General features: G+C 62.8%; 17 protein-coding genes. 9 read left to right on the forward strand and 8 right to left on the reverse strand.

The annotated features are described in order from the left end of the window. Positions 1-2 precede the first annotated feature (2 nt). From ACWGTO_RS01970 to ACWGTO_RS01985, 4 genes are all read right to left on the reverse strand, one after another. Positions 3-1,298, reverse strand: coding sequence for a L,D-transpeptidase family protein (locus tag ACWGTO_RS01970; protein ID WP_454573187.1), 1,296 nt, complete (start codon positions 1,296-1,298; stop codon positions 3-5). A 236-nt stretch (positions 1,299-1,534) separates the two neighbouring features. After that, positions 1,535-2,485, reverse strand: a complete 951-nt coding sequence (locus tag ACWGTO_RS01975; RefSeq protein WP_454573188.1) for an acetyl-CoA carboxylase carboxyltransferase subunit alpha — start codon at positions 2,483-2,485, stop codon at positions 1,535-1,537. A gap of 99 nt (positions 2,486-2,584) precedes the next feature. Next, a complete protein-coding gene (locus tag ACWGTO_RS01980; protein WP_454573189.1) occupies positions 2,585-3,496 on the reverse strand; it encodes a site-specific tyrosine recombinase XerD in 912 nt (303 codons plus the stop codon). A 24-nt stretch (positions 3,497-3,520) separates the two neighbouring features. Continuing rightward, entirely contained in the window at positions 3,521-3,673 is a 153-nt protein-coding gene (locus tag ACWGTO_RS01985; protein ID WP_023670666.1) for a hypothetical protein, read from the reverse strand. Between the two features lie 215 nt (positions 3,674-3,888). Here ACWGTO_RS01985 and ACWGTO_RS01990 point away from each other — a divergent pair, with 215 nt between their 5' ends. From ACWGTO_RS01990 to ACWGTO_RS02000, 3 genes are read left to right on the forward strand one after another with little or no spacing between them, the layout of a single operon-like run. Beyond that, complete coding sequence (locus ACWGTO_RS01990) at positions 3,889-4,500, forward strand: shikimate kinase (RefSeq protein WP_454573190.1); 612 nt, start codon at positions 3,889-3,891, stop codon at positions 4,498-4,500. Next, complete coding sequence (gene aroB / locus ACWGTO_RS01995) at positions 4,497-5,627, forward strand: 3-dehydroquinate synthase (protein ID WP_454573191.1); 1,131 nt, start codon at positions 4,497-4,499, stop codon at positions 5,625-5,627. Before ACWGTO_RS01990 ends, aroB begins: the two co-directional genes overlap by 4 nt. Position 5,628: 1 nt before the next feature. Continuing rightward, positions 5,629-6,519, forward strand: coding sequence for an HlyC/CorC family transporter (locus ACWGTO_RS02000; protein WP_454573192.1), 891 nt, complete (start codon positions 5,629-5,631; stop codon positions 6,517-6,519). A 111-nt stretch (positions 6,520-6,630) separates the two neighbouring features. On the opposite strand, the gene ACWGTO_RS02005 is transcribed toward ACWGTO_RS02000, so the two are convergent. From ACWGTO_RS02005 to ACWGTO_RS02015, 3 genes are read right to left on the reverse strand one after another with little or no spacing between them, the layout of a single operon-like run. Beyond that, positions 6,631-8,175: a SpoVR family protein gene (locus tag ACWGTO_RS02005; RefSeq protein ID WP_454573193.1), complete on the reverse strand. Its 1,545-nt coding sequence runs from the start codon at positions 8,173-8,175 to the stop codon at positions 6,631-6,633. An 11-nt stretch (positions 8,176-8,186) separates the two neighbouring features. After that, positions 8,187-9,500 (reverse strand): YeaH/YhbH family protein, encoded by a 1,314-nt coding sequence (locus tag ACWGTO_RS02010; protein WP_454573194.1) that lies wholly within the window; start codon positions 9,498-9,500, stop codon positions 8,187-8,189. A gap of 18 nt (positions 9,501-9,518) precedes the next feature. Next, complete coding sequence (locus tag ACWGTO_RS02015; protein WP_454573195.1) at positions 9,519-11,468, reverse strand: PrkA family serine protein kinase; 1,950 nt, start codon at positions 11,466-11,468, stop codon at positions 9,519-9,521. A gap of 292 nt (positions 11,469-11,760) precedes the next feature. On the opposite strand from ACWGTO_RS02015, the gene ACWGTO_RS02020 reads away from it, so the two are divergent. Both ACWGTO_RS02020 and ACWGTO_RS02025 read left to right on the forward strand, forming a co-directional pair. After that, positions 11,761-12,567, forward strand: coding sequence for an alpha/beta hydrolase (locus ACWGTO_RS02020; RefSeq protein WP_454573196.1), 807 nt, complete (start codon positions 11,761-11,763; stop codon positions 12,565-12,567). A 121-nt stretch (positions 12,568-12,688) separates the two neighbouring features. Further along, positions 12,689-14,242 carry an acetolactate synthase large subunit gene (locus ACWGTO_RS02025; RefSeq protein ID WP_454573197.1) on the forward strand — a complete coding sequence of 518 codons (1,554 nt, stop codon included), beginning with the start codon at positions 12,689-12,691 and terminating at the stop codon, positions 14,240-14,242. Positions 14,243-14,247: 5 nt separating this feature from the next. On the opposite strand, the gene ACWGTO_RS02030 is transcribed toward ACWGTO_RS02025, so the two are convergent. Next, complete coding sequence (locus ACWGTO_RS02030) at positions 14,248-14,550, reverse strand: BolA family protein (protein ID WP_192258319.1); 303 nt, start codon at positions 14,548-14,550, stop codon at positions 14,248-14,250. 168 nt (positions 14,551-14,718) lie between these two features. Here ACWGTO_RS02030 and ACWGTO_RS02035 point away from each other — a divergent pair, with 168 nt between their 5' ends. The 4 genes from ACWGTO_RS02035 to ACWGTO_RS02050 all read left to right on the forward strand — a co-directional run bounded on the left by ACWGTO_RS02035 (position 14,719) and on the right by ACWGTO_RS02050 (position 19,390). Beyond that, the gene (locus ACWGTO_RS02035; protein ID WP_142866468.1) at positions 14,719-15,348 is read left to right on the forward strand and encodes a J domain-containing protein; all 630 of its coding nucleotides are present in this window, start codon (positions 14,719-14,721) and stop codon (positions 15,346-15,348) included. A gap of 123 nt (positions 15,349-15,471) precedes the next feature. Beyond that, positions 15,472-16,458 (forward strand): cobaltochelatase subunit CobS, encoded by a 987-nt coding sequence (cobS, locus tag ACWGTO_RS02040; protein ID WP_181058211.1) that lies wholly within the window; start codon positions 15,472-15,474, stop codon positions 16,456-16,458. Positions 16,459-16,469: 11 nt separating this feature from the next. Continuing rightward, entirely contained in the window at positions 16,470-18,368 is a 1,899-nt protein-coding gene (gene cobT, locus ACWGTO_RS02045) for a cobaltochelatase subunit CobT (protein ID WP_454573198.1), read from the forward strand. Further along, entirely contained in the window at positions 18,365-19,390 is a 1,026-nt protein-coding gene (locus ACWGTO_RS02050; protein WP_454573199.1) for an esterase-like activity of phytase family protein, read from the forward strand. The genes cobT and ACWGTO_RS02050 overlap by 4 nt, the downstream gene beginning before the upstream one ends. The last annotated feature ends 6 nt before the right edge of the window (positions 19,391-19,396 follow it).

Here is a 19,396-nt window from a genome sequence, read left to right on the forward strand (position 1 = left end):
GCTCAGCCGCCGAACATGCCGAGCAGCTTGTTCTTGATCTTCGACATCCGGCTCTCGTCGGCCGGCGGCTCGACGGGCGCCGCCTCGACGCTCGCGGTGGCGACCGGCTGCTGGGCAGCCTGCTTGGCTGCTTCCTTTTCGGCTATCGCCTGGGCCTTGGCCGCTTCCTTTTCAGCCAGTGCCTGGGCCTTGGCGGCTTTCGCAGCCTCGATGGCCGCACCCCGCTGTTCCTCGGCCTTGCGCTTGGCTTCCTTCTCGGCGTCGAGTGCAGCCATCTTGCGGCCGGCCGGCGAATCGATGCGGCCCATGCGCGCCGTCTCGGTCACCGTGCCGTCGGAATTCAGTGATGGCGGATCGATCGGCACGCGCTCGCCGCGGGCGCGGCGCTTCGACCAGTCGGAAACGATGCTGGCTTCCTTGATGCCGGCAATGGTCGGCTTGGGCGCCGGCACGCTGGCCTTGACCGCGCCGGTGAAGGCCGCGTCATAGCTGCTCTGATAGGCGTTGTAGGCGCTCTTCAGCGAATCCGGCTGCGTGGTCGCAGGGCAGGCGCCGGTCGGATCGAAAGTGGTGCCCTCAGGCGCCACCTGGTTGAAGACATAGCGCTTCTCGCAGACATCGACCTTCGGCGGCACTTTGGTGATCTCGAAATTGTCGTAGCCGACCTTCAGCATCTTCCAGAACTCGTAGTTCGGGTCGTTGCGGTAGCGCGCCATGTTGGCGGCGGTCATGCGGAACGGAAAGGCCTGGATCTGGAACTCGGTCTGGCCGCCCTGGAAGGCGTCGCGGCCGAAAGCGTAGATCTGCTCGATCTGCGGATCGGTCATCGAATAGCAGCCCGACGACGAGCAGGCGCCGTGCACCATCAGATTGGCGCCGGTGCGGCCATTGGCACGGTCATAGGCGTTCGGGTAGCCGATGTTGAACGACAGATGATAGTTCGAGCGCGGGTTCATCTGCGACGGGCGAACCGTGTAGAACCCTTCCGGCGCCTGGCGGTCGCCCTCGGTGTATTTCGGGCCGAGCTTGCCCGACCATTTGCAAATGTCGTAGCTGGCGACCATCTCGTAGCGGCCGGTGGTCTTGGCCTTCCAGATCTCGAGCTTGCCCTCCTCCTTGAAGATGCGGGCCATCACCGACGAGGTGCGGACCATGCCCTTGGCCTTCATGTCGGCGAGGATCTTGTCCGGCAGCGGCTTGTTGGCCTCCGGCGCGAAATCCTTCATCGAGGAATCGTTGCAGCCGGCAACGCCGAGGGCGGCGATCAGGATTCCGGTGCGGGCAAGCTTGGCAAACATGGTTACGGCTATGTCTTTTTCCCGAGGCGTGGGGCTTCGCAGCCGCAGGCCAACACACTCAACCTTCACGGACCCTAAGCCCGTTAACCTTGAAAATTCCTTACCGCAAGCTCCGGACGGCTGCCCCCACGGCAAATTCGCTCGATGTCACGGACTTTTCATTGAACCGAATGCGGCGGCATTTTTGTGGCGAAATTGCTCGCTAACGCCACATTGCGGCACGCCGATAGCCAGAATTAGAGGCTGCGGCCCATCGCCAGGTATTTTTCCCGGCGCTGCTCGCGGAAATCGGTGTTGGCGCCGGCAAAATCCTTCATCGTCTTGGCTATGAGGTCGCCGGTGGCGGCGATGACCGTTTCGGGCGCGCGCTGGGCGCCGCCAAGCGGCTCGGGAATGATGGCGTCGATGATCTTCATTTCCAGAAGATCCTGGGCGGTGATTTTCATATTGGTCGCCGCATCCTTGGATCGCGTGGTGTCGCGCCACAGGATCGAGGCGGCGCCCTCCGGCGAGATCACCGAATAGATGGCGTGTTCCAGCATGTAGACGCGGTTGGCGGTGGCGATCGCAATGGCGCCGCCCGAGCCGCCTTCGCCGATGACCACCGAGATCGACGGCACTTTGAGGCCGAGGCAGGCCGAGGTTGAACGGGCGATGGCTTCGGCCTGGCCGCGTTCCTCGGCACCAACGCCGGGATAGGCGCCGGCGGTGTCGACCAGCGTCAGAAGCGGGATATTGAAGCGGTCGGCAAGCTCCATCAGCCGCACCGCCTTGCGGTAGCCTTCAGGCCGCACCGAACCGAAATTGTGCTTGAGCCGGCTCGCGGTATCCGAGCCCTTTTCCTGGCCGATGACGGCCACCGGTTCACCGCGGAAGCGGGCGAAGCCGCCGATGATCGCCTGGTCCTCGCCGAAATTGCGGTCGCCGGCGAGCGGCGTGAAATCGTTGAACAGACCCTTGATGTAGTCGAGGCAATGCGGCCTGTCGGTGTGGCGCGCCACCTGCACCTTCTGCCACGGCGTCAATGCCTTGTAGATGTCGCGCAGCGCGTCGCGCACGCGCTTCTCGAGCCGGCTGATTTCGTCGCCGACATCGACCGCCTCGCCGTTCTCGGCAAGCTTCTTCAACTCGAGGATCTTGAGTTCAAGGTCCTGCACCGGCTTTTCGAAATCGAGGTAATTGTACATTCTTGAGCGGACCGATGCGTCGGAAGGCAAAGACTTGGCGGGACCCGGGAAGTGGCGGCTCCGCGCGGTGGAACGTGCCTTCACATAGCGACATGAGGCCTAGTCGGCAAGCGGGTGATGATCGTTGACCAGCCGCACCAGCCGCTCCTCCAGCACATGCGTGTAAATCTGCGTGGTCGAGATATCGGCGTGGCCGAGCAGCTGCTGCACCGCCCTGAGATCGGCGCCGTTCTGCAGGAGATGGCTGGCAAAAGCGTGGCGCAACACGTGCGGCGATATTTTCGCAGCCGATATGCCTGCCCGGGCGGCAAGACTCTTGAGGTCGCGGGCAAAGACCTGCCGGGAGAGAAAGCCGCTGTCGCCGGCGGCCGGAAACAGGAACGGGCTGTCGGCGAAAGCCGGCACCGTGGCCCGCGCCGTGAGCCAGGTCCGCATGGCCTCGCGGGCCTTGGCCGACAGCGGCACCATGCGCTCCTTGTCGCCCTTGCCGCGCACCATGAAAAAGCGGTCGTCGCGCTGGGCGACGGTCACCGGCAGGCCGACCAGTTCGGACACACGCAGGCCGGTGGCATAGAGCACTTCGACCAGCGCGTGCAGGCGCAATGCCGTCAGCCGGTCGCCACTGGCGCCATCGCCTGCTTCCAGGGCCGCGCGGTCGAGCAGCCTGCCGGTATCGGCCTCGCTCATCGTCTTGGGCAGCGGCCGGCCCTTTTTCGGGCTGTCCAGCGTGCCGGTCGGGTCATCGCTGCGCAGGCCCTCGGCGTAGAGGAACTTGAAGAACTGGCGGATCGCCGACAGTTTGCGCGCCTGCGAGGTCGGCGCAAAGCCACGCGCGGCGATGTCGTCGAGATAGGCGCGGATGTCGGCCGCGGCAGCACCGGCAAGCCCGCCGCCAATTTGCTGCGCGGCATCTTCGAGATCGCGGCGATAGGAAGAGAGCGTGTTTTCGGCGGCACCGCGTTCGGCGCTCATCATTTCGAGGAAGGCTTCGATACGAGCCGCGCTGTTCATTTTCTGAAGTCAGCCTGCTTTGGGTCAGTTTTTCTTGGGATTCAGCTTTTCCGGCGGAATGCGCACCGTGATTTCCGCCTTTTTCGGCTCGACGAACATCGCCAGCGCCACCATCGTACCATAGGCAATGCCGGCAAGAATCATCATCGTCACGACAAAGCGGAACAGTGTCGGCATCAATTTTCGCCCGTCTTGTTGTTCTACGATTCCAAACCCTGTGTCCTTATGGGACGCCAATCCGGGCAATTCAAGGACGAAGGGTCTTGTCCAACGCAGGCCCATGCGGGAAAACCACTGCACTTTCCGAGACCTGCTCAGGGCGCGATGCTTGACGCAAACGGGCTTTTGATGTCGATACGCCGGCAAAGACGGCTTAGAAACAGCATGGTCTCATGAACGTGTTACCACCAACTCCTCCTGGCGAGAGCCATGCCGCGCTGCTCGACAGGCTGGGCAGTCGTTCGATCGTCTTTGTCGGCCTGATGGGCGCCGGCAAGACAGCGATCGGCCGCAAGGTGGCGGCCATGCTGTCGCTGCCGTTCATCGACAGCGACCAGGAGATCGAAAGCGTGTCGCGCATGACCGTGCCGGAGCTGTTCGAACGCTATGGCGAGACCGAATTCCGGGCGCTCGAGCATCGCGTCATCCTGCGCCTTCTGGAACACGGCCCGCAGGTGCTGTCGACCGGCGGCGGCGCCTTCATGAATGCGCAGACGCGCGACGCGATCGCGTCGCATGGCGTCTCGGTGTGGCTGAAGGCCGAGCTCGATCTTTTGATGGAGCGCGTCTCCAAGAAGCAGAACCGGCCCTTGCTCAAAAGCCCCGATCCGCGCGCCGTGCTGGAGCGGCTGATGGGCGAGCGCTATCCGGTCTATGCCACGTCAAACGTCACCGTGCCGACCCGCGACGACCGCAAGGAAGTCATTGCGACCGAGGTCGTCGACGCATTGTGCGGGCATTTCGGCATTCCGGCCACCACGGCGCCGGGCGAGGTGCGACCATGAGCGAGCCTGTCATTGTCGAGGTCGGCCTTGGCGAGCGCGCCTATGACATTCTGATCGGCCCCGGCCTTTTGAGGCGTGCCGGCGCCGAGATATCGCGCCGCCTGCCCGGCACGAGGGCGGCGGTGGTCACCGATGACAATGTCGCGGCGGCACATCTCGACGCGCTTAAGGCCGGTCTGGAAACAGGCGGCATCCACCCTGCCGTCATCACCTTGCCGGCCGGCGAAAAGACCAAGAGCTTTTCCCATCTCGAAGAGGTGGTCGACGGCGTCCTGGCCGCGAAACTGGAGCGCGGCGACGTCGTCATCGCGCTCGGCGGCGGGGTCATCGGGGACCTCACCGGCTTTGCCTCCGGCATCGTTCGGCGCGGCATGAATTTCGTGCAGATCCCCACGTCGCTGCTGGCGCAGGTCGATTCCTCGGTCGGCGGCAAGACCGGCATCAACAGCCCGCGCGGCAAGAATCTGGTCGGCGTCTTCCACCAGCCGAAACTGGTGCTGGCCGACACCGAAGTGCTCGACACGCTGCCGATCCGCGAATTCCGCGCCGGCTATGCCGAGCTTGCCAAATACGGGCTGATCGACCGACCGGCGTTTTTCGCATGGCTGGAAGAGAACTGGACAAAAGTATTCGCCGGCGGTGCGGAGCGGGCGGAGGCAATTGCCGAGGCCTGCCGCGCCAAGGCCGATGTCGTCGCCCGCGACGAGTTTGAAACCGGCGACCGCGCGTTGCTCAATCTCGGCCATACATTCGGCCATGCGCTGGAGGGGGCCACACAGTATGACGGCGCTCGTCTTGTCCATGGCGAAGGCGTCGCCGTCGGCATGGCGCTGGCGCACCGTTTTTCCGCACGGCTCAATCTGGCGAGCCCCGATGACGCAGCGCGGGTTGAAGCGCATCTGCGCGCCGTCGGCCTGCCCTGGCGGATGTCCGACATCCCTGGCGAATTACCCGACGCGGAGGCGCTGCTTGGCTTCATCACCCAGGACAAGAAAGTGTCGCGCGGCGCGCTGACCTTCATCCTGACGCGCGGTATCGGCCAGGCCTTCATCGCCAAGGATGTGCCGGCGTCCGAAGTGCTGTCATTCCTCAGGGAAAATCATCCGGACAACAGGAAAGCCGGCTGAGATGGACATTGGCTGGATCGTCGTCGCCGTCCTCGCCATCCTCATCCTGTTTTTCATTGCCGTGCGCACGCGCCTGCTTGCGATGTTCGGCTACGAACTGTCGCGCATCGAGCCGCAGCGTTCGACCCAGGACGAGTTGCGCGGCGCGGTCGACGATTTCCGCCGCGACGGCCAGATGGTGCGCGAGGAACGCGACCGCGTCGGCGGCCTGTTCGATCTCGCCGAGCTCGAAGTCTCCGACATCATGGTCCACCGCACCAATATGCGCTCGGTCAATGCCGACAATGCGCCGGAAGCGGTGGTGCGCGAGATCCTGCAGAGCCCGCATACCCGCATGCCGCTGTGGAAGGGCTCGCTCGACAACATTGTCGGCGTGCTGCATGCCAAGGACCTGCTGCGGGCGCTGAACGAGGTCGGCAACGACTTTACCAAAATCGACGTGATGAAGATCGCGTCGAAGCCGTGGTTCGTGCCCGACACCACGACCTTGCAGGAACAGCTCAACGCCTTCCTGCGCGCCAAGGCGCATTTTGCCATCGTCGTCGACGAATATGGCGAGGTCGAAGGGCTGGTGACGCTAGAGGATATCATCGAGGAGATTGTCGGCGAGATCGCCGACGAGCACGATGTCGACATCCAGGGCGTCAAGCAGGAAGCCGACGGCTCCGTCGTCGTCGATGGCAGCGTGCCGATCCGCGATCTCAACCGGGCGCTCGACTGGAACCTGCCGGACGAGGAAGCCACCACCATTGCCGGCCTGGTCATCCACGAGACGCAGTCTATCCCCGAGGAAAAGCAGGCCTTTACCTTCCACGGCAAGCGCTTCGTGGTGATGAAGCGCGACAAGAACCGGATCGCGCGGTTGAGGATCAGGCCGGCCGGCGATGGCTAGAGCGTCTCACCGTTTCACGGAAAGGCCAACCGCTCTATCTCTTTGTTTTTGCGCAATTCCGGACGGAAAGCCGCTACGCACTTTCCTGGAATTGCTCTAAGATCAGCCACCTCAAAGCTCTTTTGTCGAGCGCTCGCTGAGCATCGCGCCGGTCTCGGCATCGACTGCCGCCAGACTGACGTCGTAGCCCCAGAGGCGCCTGATGTGGCGGAGCGTCGCGTCGCGGCTTTCGCCATCGAGCAGGATGCCATTCTTGACATTGTGCTGCAGTCGCAGGTGCCGATCGCCCAAGAGGTCGACGTCCACCACTTCAATGTCGGGCCTTTTCGCGCCAATCTCGTAACTGTGAGCCAGCGCGGATCGTATCTTGCGATAGCCACGCTCATTGTGGATCGAGGCGACTTGGTAATGCGGCTCGTCGGCACCATCGGCCAGCAAGAAGAGCCGCCATTTTCGGATCAGCGCCGGGCTGAGATACTGGTGGATGAAGGATTCGTCGCGATGATTGGCCCAGGCATCGAGCAGGGTGTCGCGCCAGTCGCCGCGACCGGCGATGTCAGGGAACCAGTCGCGGTCTTCGGCCGTCGGTTCGGCTGAGATGCGCTGGATATCCTGCATCATGTCGAGACCCAGCGCATAGGGATTGATGCCGGAGAAACGTGGATCGTCATAGGCCGGCTGGAAGATGACATTGGAGTGGTTGCGCAGGATTTCCAGCATGGCGCCTTCGCTGATGCGGCCCCGATCGAAGAGCGTGTTCATCAAAGTGTAGTGCACGAAAGTGGCGCAGCCTTCGTTCATCACCTGGGTCTGCCGCTGCGGGTAGAAATATTGCGCGACGACGCGCACGATCCTGACGATCTCACGCTGCCAGGGCTCGAGCACCAGACTGTTCTTCTCGAGAAAATAGAGCAGGTTCTCCTCGGGCAGGTTGAGCGACTTCTTGCGCTCCGCCAGGACCTCGTCCCTCGCTTCAGGCTTGTTCTTTCCCTGCGACGGCGGCAGCGTGCGCCAGAGATCGTTGAACGATCGCTCCTCATATTCGAGGCGCTCGCGCAGTCCTTCGCGCTGCCGCTCGGAGGACAGTTTCGGCGGCCGATGGTAGCGGAACACGCCTTGCTCCATCAGAGCGTGGGCGGCATCGAGGATCGACTCCACCGCGGCCAGCCCATGCCGCTCCTCGCACCGGGCGATGTAGCCCTTGGCGAAATTCAGGTAGCTCAGGATGCCGCCGGCATCCGTCCATTGGCGGAAGAGATGATTGTTCTTGAAGAAGTGGTTGTGGCCAAATGCTGCATGGGCAGTTACCAGCGCCTGCAGCGCCATGGTGTTTTCTTCCATGAGATAGACGATGCAGGGATTGGAGTTGATGACGATCTCGTAGGCCAGGCCGCGCGCCCCCTTGCGGTAGAGAAGCTCGTCATAGATGAAATGCTTGCCGAACGACCAATGGCGATACATCAGTGGCATGCCGACGGACGAATAAGCGTCGAGCATCTGTTCGGACGAAATGACCTCCATCTGCACGGGATAGATATCGAGGCGGAGCTCTTCGACGGCAATCGCCTCGATTTCGTCATATACTCGCGACAGTTTCGCGAAATCCCAGTCCGATCCGGAAAACAGCAGTGCAGATTTGCGCGCCTGGCTGGCCATCGGCGATGTCCTCAAGCGCTCTTGCGCAGATCGGGTTGCCTGGCGAAGAGTTCGCGGAACACCGGATAGATATCGGCCGGAGCGGCGATGCGCCGCATCTGGAAGCTCGGCCATTTCTGATCGACGGCGTTGTAGGCGCGCCAGAGCGACGTTCCGTTCTCGGTCGAACCGAAAATGTGGCTTTCCCGTTCGTCGATGATCTCGACATAGGCGAAATACTGGCAAAGCCGCATGAGCCTGCGGTCGAGCAGCTCAATGCAGCGCTCGGAGTCGGTGGCAAAGTTGTCGCCGTCGGAGGCCTGGGCGGCGTAAATGTTCCACTCAGAGGCCGGATAGCGCTCTTCGATAATGCGGTGCATCTCCTCGAGCGCCGTGGAAACGACGGTGCCGCCGCTCTGCGTATGATAGAAAAATGTGTGCTCGTCCACCTCCTTGGCCTCGTGCGTGTGGCGGATGAAAACGATCTCCGTGCGCTCATAGCGCCGCGTCAGGAACAGATGCAGCAAGACGAAGAAGCGCTTGGCCAAATCCTTTTCCCGCTCGCCCATCGATCCGGACACGTCCATCAGGCAGAACATGACGGCGCTGGCATTCGGTCTCGGCTGGGGGTCGAAGCGGTTGAAGCGAATGTCGACCGGATCGACATAGGCGATCCGCCGGCGCCGGCGCTCCAGCCGATCGAGCTCCGCGCGCAGGGCGACGATGCGCTCATGCGTCTTGGGATTTGTCGGCTTTGCTTCCAGTTCGGCGATCTGCCGGGCCAGGGCTTCCACCTCCGCCCGTTTCGGACGCCTCAGCGCGATGCGTCGCCCGTGGCTGTTTCGCATCGTGCGTCCGACATTGATGTTGGTCGGCGCTCCGCTGGCCGCGAAACCCGCCCGCTTCGGCTTGAAGCTGAGAATTTGCTTGAGGCTGAGCTTGACCAGATCGGGCAATTCGAGGTCTTCGAAGAATAGATCCAGCACCTCCTCGCGCGACAGCACGAAGCGGAAATCGTCTTCGGATTCCGTGGTTCCGGGAGCCGAAGCGCCTGCGCCTCCTCCGCCGCTTGGCTTTGGGACCAGGTCACCGGTATTGAACGACTTGTTGCCCGGCAGGATGTGCTGGCGCCGGCCGCTATCCTTGGCGTCGCTGAAGGTCGGCTCGCCAGTGCCTTTGCGTGGGATCGGCACGGCATGGTCGCGATCCAGATCGGCGATGCTACCGGCGCGGACGCGGTCGCGGATGCTGCGCTTGAGTTCTTCGCGCGCACGCTTCAGGAAGCGTTGGCGATTGCCAAGGCTCTTGTCCTTCGGGTTCAGACGGCGGTCGATGAAGATCGGCATGGAACCGTCCAGGCTTGCTCAACCCGCCTTGTTCACGCGCATGTACCAGTCGACCAGCCGGCGCACCTGCCGTTCGGTGTAGCCGCGCTCCACCATGCGTTGCACGAACTCATTGTGCCGCTTCTCGGTGACGTTGTCCTGCTTGGAGCCGAAGCTGATCACCGGCAGCAGGTCTTCGACCTGGCCGAACATGCGCTTCTCGATGACCTCGCGCAGCTTTTCATAACTCGTCCAGGAGGGATTGCGACCGTCGTTGCGAGCCCGGGCTCGCAAGGTGAATTTGACGACTTCGTTGCGGAAGTCCTTGGGATTGGCGATGCCAGCCGGCTTTTCGACCTGGGACAATTCCTTCTCCAGGACCTCGCGGTTGAGGATCTGCCCCGTATCGGGGTCCTTGTAGTCCTGATCCTCGATCCAGGCATCGGCGTAAGCGATGTAGCGGTCGAAGAGGTTCTGGCCGTACTCGCTATAGGATTCCAGATAGGCCTTCTGGATCTCGTGACCGATGAACTCGGCATAGCGGGCTGCGAGTTCCGACTTGATGAATTCGAGATAGGCGGCTTCCGTTGCCTTCGGGAACTGCTCGCGTTTGATCGCCTCCTCGAGGATGTACATCAGATGCACCGGATCGGCCGCCACCTCCTTGGTGTCGTAGTTGAACGTCTGCGACAGGATCTTGAAGGCGAAACGTGTGCTAACTCCGGTCATGCCCTCGTCGACGCCGGCGGCGTCGCGATATTCCTGGACCGATTTGGCCTTGGGGTCGACTTCCTTGAGATTCTCGCCGTCATAGGCGCGCATCTTGGTGTAGAGCGGTGAGTTCTCGTGCTCGGCCAGGCGGGTCGAAACGGTGAAGCGGCTGAGAATGTCCAGCACCTCGGGCGCGCAGGGACTGCTCGCCAGCTCGCTCTCGCGCAGCAGCTTCTCGTAGATCTGCCTTTCCTCGGTGATGCGCAGGCAATAGGGAACCTTGACCACCAGGATGCGGTCGAGGAAGGCCTCATTGTTTTTGTTGTTCTTGAACTGCTGCCATTCCGATTCATTGGAATGGGCGACGACGATGCCCTGGTAAGGGAAGGCACCGAAATTCTCGGTGCCGTTGTAACTGCCTTCCTGGGTTGCCGTCAGCAACGGATGCAGGACCTTGATGGGCGCCTTGAACATCTCGACGAACTCAAGCAGCCCCTGCGTGGTCCGGTTCAAGCCGCCGCTGTAGGAATAGGCATCCGGGTCGGACTGGCTGAAGTTCTCCAATTGCCTGATGTCGACCTTGCCGACCAGTGCCGAGACGTCCTGATTGTTCTCGTCGCCGGGCTCGGTCTTGGCGATGGAGATCTGGCGCAGCCGCGACGGCAACAGCTTGACGACACTGAATTTGGAGATGTCGCCGGCCAATTCGTCGAGGCGCTTGGCCGCCCAGGGCGAAATAAGTCCGTTCAGGCGGCGTCGGGCTATGCCGTATTTGTCTTCCAGCAGATCGCCCATGCGGTCGGGGTTGAAAAGGCCGAGCGGAGATTCGAAGACCGGGCTGATCTGGTTGCCGACCTTCAGCGTGTAGATTGGCCGCTGCTCCATCAGCTTCTTCAGCCGCTCCGCGAGCGAGGATTTGCCGCCGCCGACAGGGCCAAGCAGATAGAGGATCTGTTTGCGTTCCTCCAACCCCTGCGAGGCATAGCGGAAATATCCGGCGATACGTTCGATCGTATCCTCCATTCCGTAGAAGTCGGAGAAGGAGGGGTAGATCTTGATCGTGCGGTTGGAGAAAATGCGGCCCAGCCGCTCATCCTTGCTGGTATCGACCAGGTTCGGCTCGCCTATCGCCTCGACCATTCGCTCGGGGGCCGAGGCATACATGGATTTGTCCTCACGGCAGGCTAGCAGATATTGCTGAAGGCTTATCTCTTCCTGAGCCGCGTTCGCATAGATCTCCGAAAACAGATCGAAGACGTCTGATTGGTTCTCGCGCATGATGCCTTGCCTCGGAGCCGATAGGCTGCCAATCGGCTCATCGCTCCTTCAACTGCCGGCAAGCGTTGTTTGTTCCCGGCAAACTCAATTAACCGGCTGGGATCACATAGCTTTGAGAGCGCCACTCTTCGTGGCCGCAAAGAAGCGGCGCGTCGCGCATCTCGTTGTGAACCAGTGTGCCCACCCGAATCAACAGCCAAGATCAGTGTGCGCGCGGTCGGCTTGTTTGCCAATCGATAACTGGACGTGCCCGCTACTGCGATGCACTGTAGCGGCAGACCAGGAGAGGGCGATGATGGACCGGCGAAGTCTGATATTCGCGTCGCTGGCAGCGATGCTGCCGGTCGGCGCGTCGGCTGCCTTGCGGCTACGCCAGCCAGAACCGCAAACGTTCGACTATGGACCGGCCAAGCTCGACATCTACGCTCCCGCCGGTGCGAACAACCTGCCGGTGGTGCTTTTCGTTCATGGCGGCGCCTGGCGGCTCGGCAAGCGCAGCCAGGTGGGCGCCAAGCCGGCCTTCCTGCTCGCCAACGGGTTCTGCTTCGTCTCGATCGACTATCGCATGCTGCCGGAAGCCGATGTCGCCACCCAGGCGGGCGATGTCGAAAAGGCCTATGCCTATGTGCGCGCCAACATCGCCCGATATGGCGGCGATCCGAACCGCATCGTCGGCATGGGCCATTCGGCCGGCTGCCATCTGATCGCGCTGACCGGCATGCGCGGCGGGCTGCCCGGCGTTGCCGGGTTGATCCTCGACGATACCAGGGCCTATGATCTTGCGGCACTCGAAAAAAGCGGCGGCATGGTCCGCGCTTATGCCCGCGTCTTTTCCGATCCTTCGCAATGGGCGGCTCTGTCGCCGGCGAGCTATGTCGACGGGCGCAAGCATCCGCCGACTTTCATTGCCTATTCACGCGCCGATGGCCGCGACGAGCAATCGACGGCCTTTGCCGAGCGCCTGCGCGCCACCGGCACTGCGGTGACACTGTTCGACGGCAGCGCCTACACGCATATGTCGATCAACCATGACTTTGGCGAGGACGGCGATGCGTTGACGGCCGCCACGCTGGCGTTCCTCAAATCCGCGGTCAGCTGATTGCGCTGCGAGACAGCTGGATCAGACCAAAAGCGCCGGCGGGATATTGCCGTGCCGGCGTTTGCGGGTGCTATTGCACCCTTCGACCGTCTGCTTTGTGACGCTAACCGGAGAGAATTTCATGAATGGCGCCGACCTGCTGTGTGACGTGCTCCTGGCCAATGACGTCACGGTCTGTTTCGCCAATCCGGGCACGTCCGAAATGCATTTCGTTGCCGCGCTGGATCGCAAGCCCGAGATGCGGTGCGTGCTCGGCCTGTTCGAGGGCGTGGTAACGGGTGCCGCCGACGGCTATGCGCGCATGACCGACCGTCCCGCGGCGACTCTGCTGCATACCGGACCGGGTCTCGCCAACGGTTTGGCCAACATGCACAATGCAAGGCGTGCGCGCAGCCCGATGATCAACATTGTCGGCGACCACGCCTCCTACCATCTGCCGCTCGACGCGCCGCTGACCAGCGACATAGAGGGCCTGGCGGCGCCGATGTCGAACTGGGTTGGCCGCGTCAAAGGTCCGGCCGATATCGCCCCGGCAGCGGAGGCCGCCTATCGCGCCTCGCTGACGCCGCCTGGTGTCACGACCCTGATCCTGCCGGCAGATGCTGCCTGGGGCGAGGTTGACGCGGTTTCACCTGGCAAGGTGAAACTGGCGCCGACCCCCGCCGTCGACATGGAAGCCGTGCGCGCAGTCGCCGAAGCGATCCGCGCCCGTCCGGGCCGTATTGGCATGGTGGTGCGCGGGCGTGCAGCACGGGCCGATGCGCTTGAGATCGCGGGTCGAATCTCGGCGGCCGGCGATGTCCGCCTGTTCAGCGAGGTTCTGATCGCCCGGATGCAGCGCGGGCGCGGACGGTTCGCGCCGACGCGCATCCCCTATCCGGTCGATGCGGCGACAGCCACGCTCCGAGATGTCGACGTGCTGGTGCTGGTCGGCGCGAAGGAGCCGGTGGCCTTCTTCGCCTATCCGGGCAAGCCGGGACGGCTGGTCCGAGACGATTGCCAGGTGCTCTCCCTGGCGGCGCATGGCGAGGATCTGAAAGCGGCGCTGGAGGCGTTGGCCGACGAGCTCGGCATCAAGTCGACGAAGCAATTCACCGTCGCAACGGCCTTTCCCGACGAGCCGACGCCAAGCGGCAGATTGACGGACGACGCGATCGCTCTTTCGGTGGCGCGCAAGCTGCCAGCGAATGCCATCGTCTGCGACGAAGCGGTCACCTCGGCACGGCGGTTCTTCGCGCTGTCGGCCTTTGCTGCCCCGCACGATTATATGATGGGCACGGGCGGATCGATCGGCGGCGGCATTCCGATGGCAACAGGCGCGGCGATCGCCTGCCCGGATCGCAAGGTGATCAATCTCGAAGCCGATGGCAGCGGCATGTACACGGTACAGGGCCTATGGACGCAGGCCCGGGAAAAGCTCGACGTGGTCACGATCGTCTTTTCCAACCGGACCTACGCCATCCTGCATGGCGAGATGAAGAATCTCGGCGTGAATTCGATCGGCGAGAACGCCAGGCGTATGCTCGATCTCGACGACCCGGTGCTGGACTGGGTTGCGCTGGCCAAGGGGATGGGCGTGGAAGCGGCCCGCGCCGATACGTGCGAGCGCTTCGACGCGCTGCTCGACAGTGCATTGTCGCGCCCCGGACCGTTTCTGATCGAAGCGGTGATCTGAGAGGCTTACCAGCGGGTCTTTTCGCCGGGTGCGGCCGGTTCGATGGCGAGCGCATGGACGCCCGCCTTCAACTCCGCCGCCAGCAATTCGTTGACGGCGCGGTGGCGGTCGATGCGGCTCATGCCGGCAAAGACCGGCGAGACGATGCGGACGCGAAAATGCGTCTCGCCGGTGCCGTCATAAGCGCCGTGATGGTCTGAGCCGTGGTGGTGGTGACCGGCGTGGAGGTGGCTTTCATTGACGATCACCAGCCGCTCCGGCGAAAACGCCTTGTTCAGCTTGTCTTCCATGGTCGCCTGTATGGACATCGCCACTTCCCTTCACCATATCTGCAAGGCGTGATCGGGAAATCGGGATCGATCTCGCCGGGCCGCCTCAAAAATCACCATTCGCCTTGCTTTATGCCGCGATTCAGCGGTTAGGGCGATCATCGTGAAAATGTCAATTCTTGTTTCGCACGTGCGAACAGCCCATAAATGGGTGAGATGAAACCGTACCCCAAATATTTCGAGAAGATTCGGATCCGTCCCGAAAAGGATGCGGAGCTGAAGTCACGCTCGCCGATCTGCCAGTGGGACGGCTGCAAGGAGGCCGGCACCCATCGCGCGCCGGTCGGTCGCATGAAGGAAGGCGAGTATTTCCAGTTCTGCTTCGACCATGTGCGTGAATACAACAAGGGTTTCAACTACTTCTCCGGCGTCCCGGACACCGAGATCGCCCGCTTCCAGAAGGAAGCGATGACCGGCCATCGGCCGACATGGAAGATGGGCCTCGCTGGCGCCTCGACTCGCTCTTCGCCCGATATGGCGCAGATGCGCTCCGGCCGCGCTGGCTATTACAACCGCATGCGCGACCCTTTCGATCTGTTCAAAGGGCCGAAAGACCCGCGCGAGGCGCGCGAACGAAAGGCCAAGCCGCTTGAGGCCAAGGCACTGGAAACGCTTGGCCTTGATACAAAGGCGACTGGCAAGGACATCAAGGCGCGCTATAAGGAACTTGTGAAGCGCCACCATCCGGATGCGAATGGCGGCGACAGAGGTTCGGAAGACCGGTTCCGCGATGTGCTGCAGGCCTATCGCGTGCTCAAGCAGGCGGGTTTGTGCTGAGCGACCCAACGGTTCGTGTCGTTTTCCAACTTTCATAAGGGTGGAAAAGGCTCTAAGACCGCCCCCGGACAAAATCGATTGCCGGCGAAATCAGGCATTTCGCCCGTGGAGACGTGGATAGAGATGAACAAGGTCGATCGCGACATCGCCAATTTGCCCGACACGACGGTCTCGGTGAAGGACAAATTCGGCTTCGACTCCAAGATGGTGGTGCCGGCCTATTCGGTGACCAGCGAACATGTGCCGGACATCGATCCGGACTATCTGTTCGACAAGGCGACGACGCTGGCGATCCTCGCCGGCTTTGCCTACAACCGCCGCGTCATGGTGTCGGGCTATCACGGCACCGGCAAGTCGACGCATATCGAACAGGTCGCCGCCCGCCTCAACTGGCCCTGCGTACGCGTCAACCTCGACAGCCATGTCAGCCGTATCGACCTCGTCGGCAAGGACGCCATCGTCGTCAAGGACGGGCTGCAGATCACCGAATTCCGCGACGGCATCCTGCCCTGGGCTTACCAGCACAATGTCGCGCTGTGCTTCGACGAGTACGATGCCGGCCGTCCGGACGTGATGTTCGTCATCCAGCGCGTGCTGGAATCGTCTGGCCGCCTGACGCTGCTCGACCAGAGCCGGGTCATCCGCCCGCACCCGGCATTCCGGCTGTTTTCGACCGCCAACACGGTCGGCCTCGGCGACACAACCGGCCTCTATCACGGCACCCAGCAGATCAACCAGGCGCAAATGGACCGCTGGTCGATCGTCACCACGCTGAACTACCTGCCGCACGATAATGAGGTGAACATCGTGCTGGCCAAGGCCAAGCATTATCGCGACGGCAAGGGCAAAGAGATCGTCAACAAGATGGTGCGCGTCGCCGACATGACGCGCTCGGCCTTCATCAATGGCGATCTGTCGACCGTGATGAGCCCGCGGACCGTCATCACCTGGGCCGAGAATGCCGAGATCTTCGGCAATATCGGCATGGCGTTCCGGCTGACCTTCCTCAACAAGTGCGACGAGCTGGAACGCTCGGTGGTGGCCGAGTTCTACCAGCGCGCCTTCGGTGAGGATCTGCCCGAGAGCGCTGCAAACGTGGTGCTGGGCTAAGCAGAGCCTCGATGGCGGGTCCGGGCGACAACACGCGCAACAAGTCGAAGACGGGGTCTGAAGCCGACAGCTTCAAGCGCGCCGTCACAGTCTGCATGCGCGCCATTGCCGGCGACAAGGAGTTTGAGGTCGGTTTCGCCAAGGACAGGCCCGCCCTTGCCGGTAGTCGTGCACGGTTGCCGGAACTGCCGAAGAAAGCCTCGAAAGAGGATATCGCCATTACCCGCGGGCTCGGCGACTCCATGGCGCTGAAGCGCGCCTGCCACGATCAGCGCATCCACACCAAACTGGCGCCGGAAGGCAAGCTGGCGCGCTCGATCTATGACGCGGTCGAACAGGCCCGCGTCGAAGCGATCGGCAGCCGCGCCATGCAGGGCGTCGCCGACAATATAGGCTCGATGCTGGAGGACAAATACGCCAAGGCCAACCTCGTCGACGTCAAGGACAAGGCCGACGCGCCGATCGAGGAAGCGCTGGCGCTGATGGTGCGCGAGAAGCTGACCGGCCGCCCGATCCCCAAGAGCGGCGAGCGGCTGGTCGACCTCTGGCGGCCCTGGGTCGAGGAGAAGGCCAAGGCCGATCTCGACGGGCTGTCGGCCAAGCTCGGCGACCAGCAGGCCTTCGCCCGCGTCGTGCGCGACATGCTGGCGTCCATGGAGATGGCCGAGGAACTCGGCGACGACCAGGAGACCGAAGACTCCGAGGACAATGACGAGAACCAGCCGCAGGGCGAGGAGCAGAGCGAGGAGGGCGGCGAAGACGATTCCGGCTCCGAGCAGTCGCAGTCCGAGGATGCCGAGGCGTCGGCCGACGACGAACAGTCGTCCGAGACGGAAGCCTCCGATGCCACGGCCGACGATTTGTCCGACGACGACGATGCGGATGCCGAGACGCCCGGTGAGGCGCGCCGCAACGACAACCCCTTCACCAACCTGCCGAAGGAAATCGACTACAAGGTCTTTACCACCGCCTTCGACGAGACGGTCGGTGCGGAAGAGCTGTGCGAGGAGGAAGAGCTCGACCGGCTGCGCGCTTTCCTCGACAAGCAGCTGGCCAATCTCTCCGGCGTCGTCGGGCGGCTCGCCAACCGGTTGCAGCGCCGCCTGATGGCGCAGCAGAACCGCTCCTGGGATTTCGACCTCGAAGAGGGCTATCTCGATCCGGCCCGGCTGGTGCGCGTCGTCATCGACCCGATGCAGCCGCTGTCGTTCAAGCAGGAGCGCGACACCAAATTCCGCGACACGGTGGTGACGCTGGTGCTCGACAATTCGGGCTCGATGCGCGGCCGGCCAATCACGGTGGCCGCCACCTGCGCCGACATACTGGCGCGTACGCTGGAGCGCTGCGGCGTTTCGGTCGAGATCCTCGGCTTCACCACGCGGGCGTGGAAGGGCGGCCAGGCGCGCGAGAAGTGGTTGAAGGATGGCAAGCCGCCGAACCCCGGCCGGCTCAATGATCTGCGCCACATCATCTACAAATCCGCCGACCATCCGTGGCGCCGTGCCCGGCGCAATCTCGGCCTGATGATGCGCGAAGGCCTGCTCAAGGAAAACATCGACGGCGAGGCGCTGCTGTGGGCGCACAACCGGCTGATCGCCCGGCCCGAACAGCGCAAGATCCTGATGATGATCTCGGATGGCGCGCCGGTCGACGATTCGACGCTGTCGGTCAATCCGGGCAACTATCTCGAGCGTCATCTGCGCGCCGTCATCGAACTGATCGAGACACGCTCGCCGGTCGAGTTGCTGGCCATCGGCATCGGCCACGACGTCACCCGCTACTACCGGCGCGCCGTCACCATCGTCGACGCCGAGGAACTGGCCGGTGCCATGACCGAGCAGCTGGCCTCGCTGTTTGCCGAGGAAAACGCGCGCGACACGCGCCGCGGCGGCTATCGGCGCGCCGGATGATCTTCTTGCGCGGCGGCTTCAGGCAGACGCTCTTCGCCGCCACTGCCTTGTTCGGTATGGCTTTGGCGCTGGCCAACGCCGCCGGCCCAAGCTCGGTCGAGCCGGTCGAAGTCTCGGCACGGCCGATCACCACCTTCCATATAGGCAGCGCCGACAAACAGTTCGGTCCGCTGGAGTTTGTCGGCGGGCTGGAGATGACGTCGCCGACGCGCGATTTCGGAGCGCTGTCAGCGTTTCGCTTCCTCAAGCCCGGCGGCGATTTCATCGGCGTCGCCGATACCGGCTTCTGGTTTTTCGGTTCGATCACCCACGATGCCGGCAAGCGTCCGTCAGGCGTCCAGAATTTCCGCATGCAGCAGATGGTCGATGCCTCGGGCCGGCCGATCGACAAGAAATGGCAGGTCGACGCCGAAGGCCTGGCGGTCAAGGACGGCATTGCCACCGTCGGCTTCGAGCGCGATCACCGCGTCGCCCAGTTCAAGATCGACGCCAGCAACATGAAGGCGCCGTTCAAGCAGCTGAATTTCCTGGTTCCAGCCCGGGAACTGCGGCAGAACCGCGGCTTCGAGACGGTCACCCACGCCAATCCCTACGGCCAGCACGAGGGCGGCTTGGTCGTGGTCTCGGAAAAGAGCCTCGACAAATCAGGCAATATCTATGCCGCCATCATCGAAGGGCCGCACAAGGGCGTCTTCACGGTGAAGCGCAATGGCGATTTCGACATCACCGACGGCGCCTTCCTGCCGGATGGCGACCTGCTGCTGCTGGAGCGCAGTTTCTCCATGGCTGGTGGCGTCAGGATGCGGCTCAGGCGGATCTATGGCGAAAGCGTCGAGAAAGGCGCTGTCGCCGACGGGCCGGTGCTGATGGACGCCGACATGGGCTATCAGATCGACAATATGGAAGGGCTCGACGTCTGGACCCGCGATGACGGTGCGCTGATGGTGTCGCTGATCTCGGACGACAACCACTCGATCCTGCAACGCAACCTCTACCTGGAATTCATCCTGCACCAGGATTGAGCGGCG

The organism is Mesorhizobium sp. PL10 (assembly GCF_053714315.1).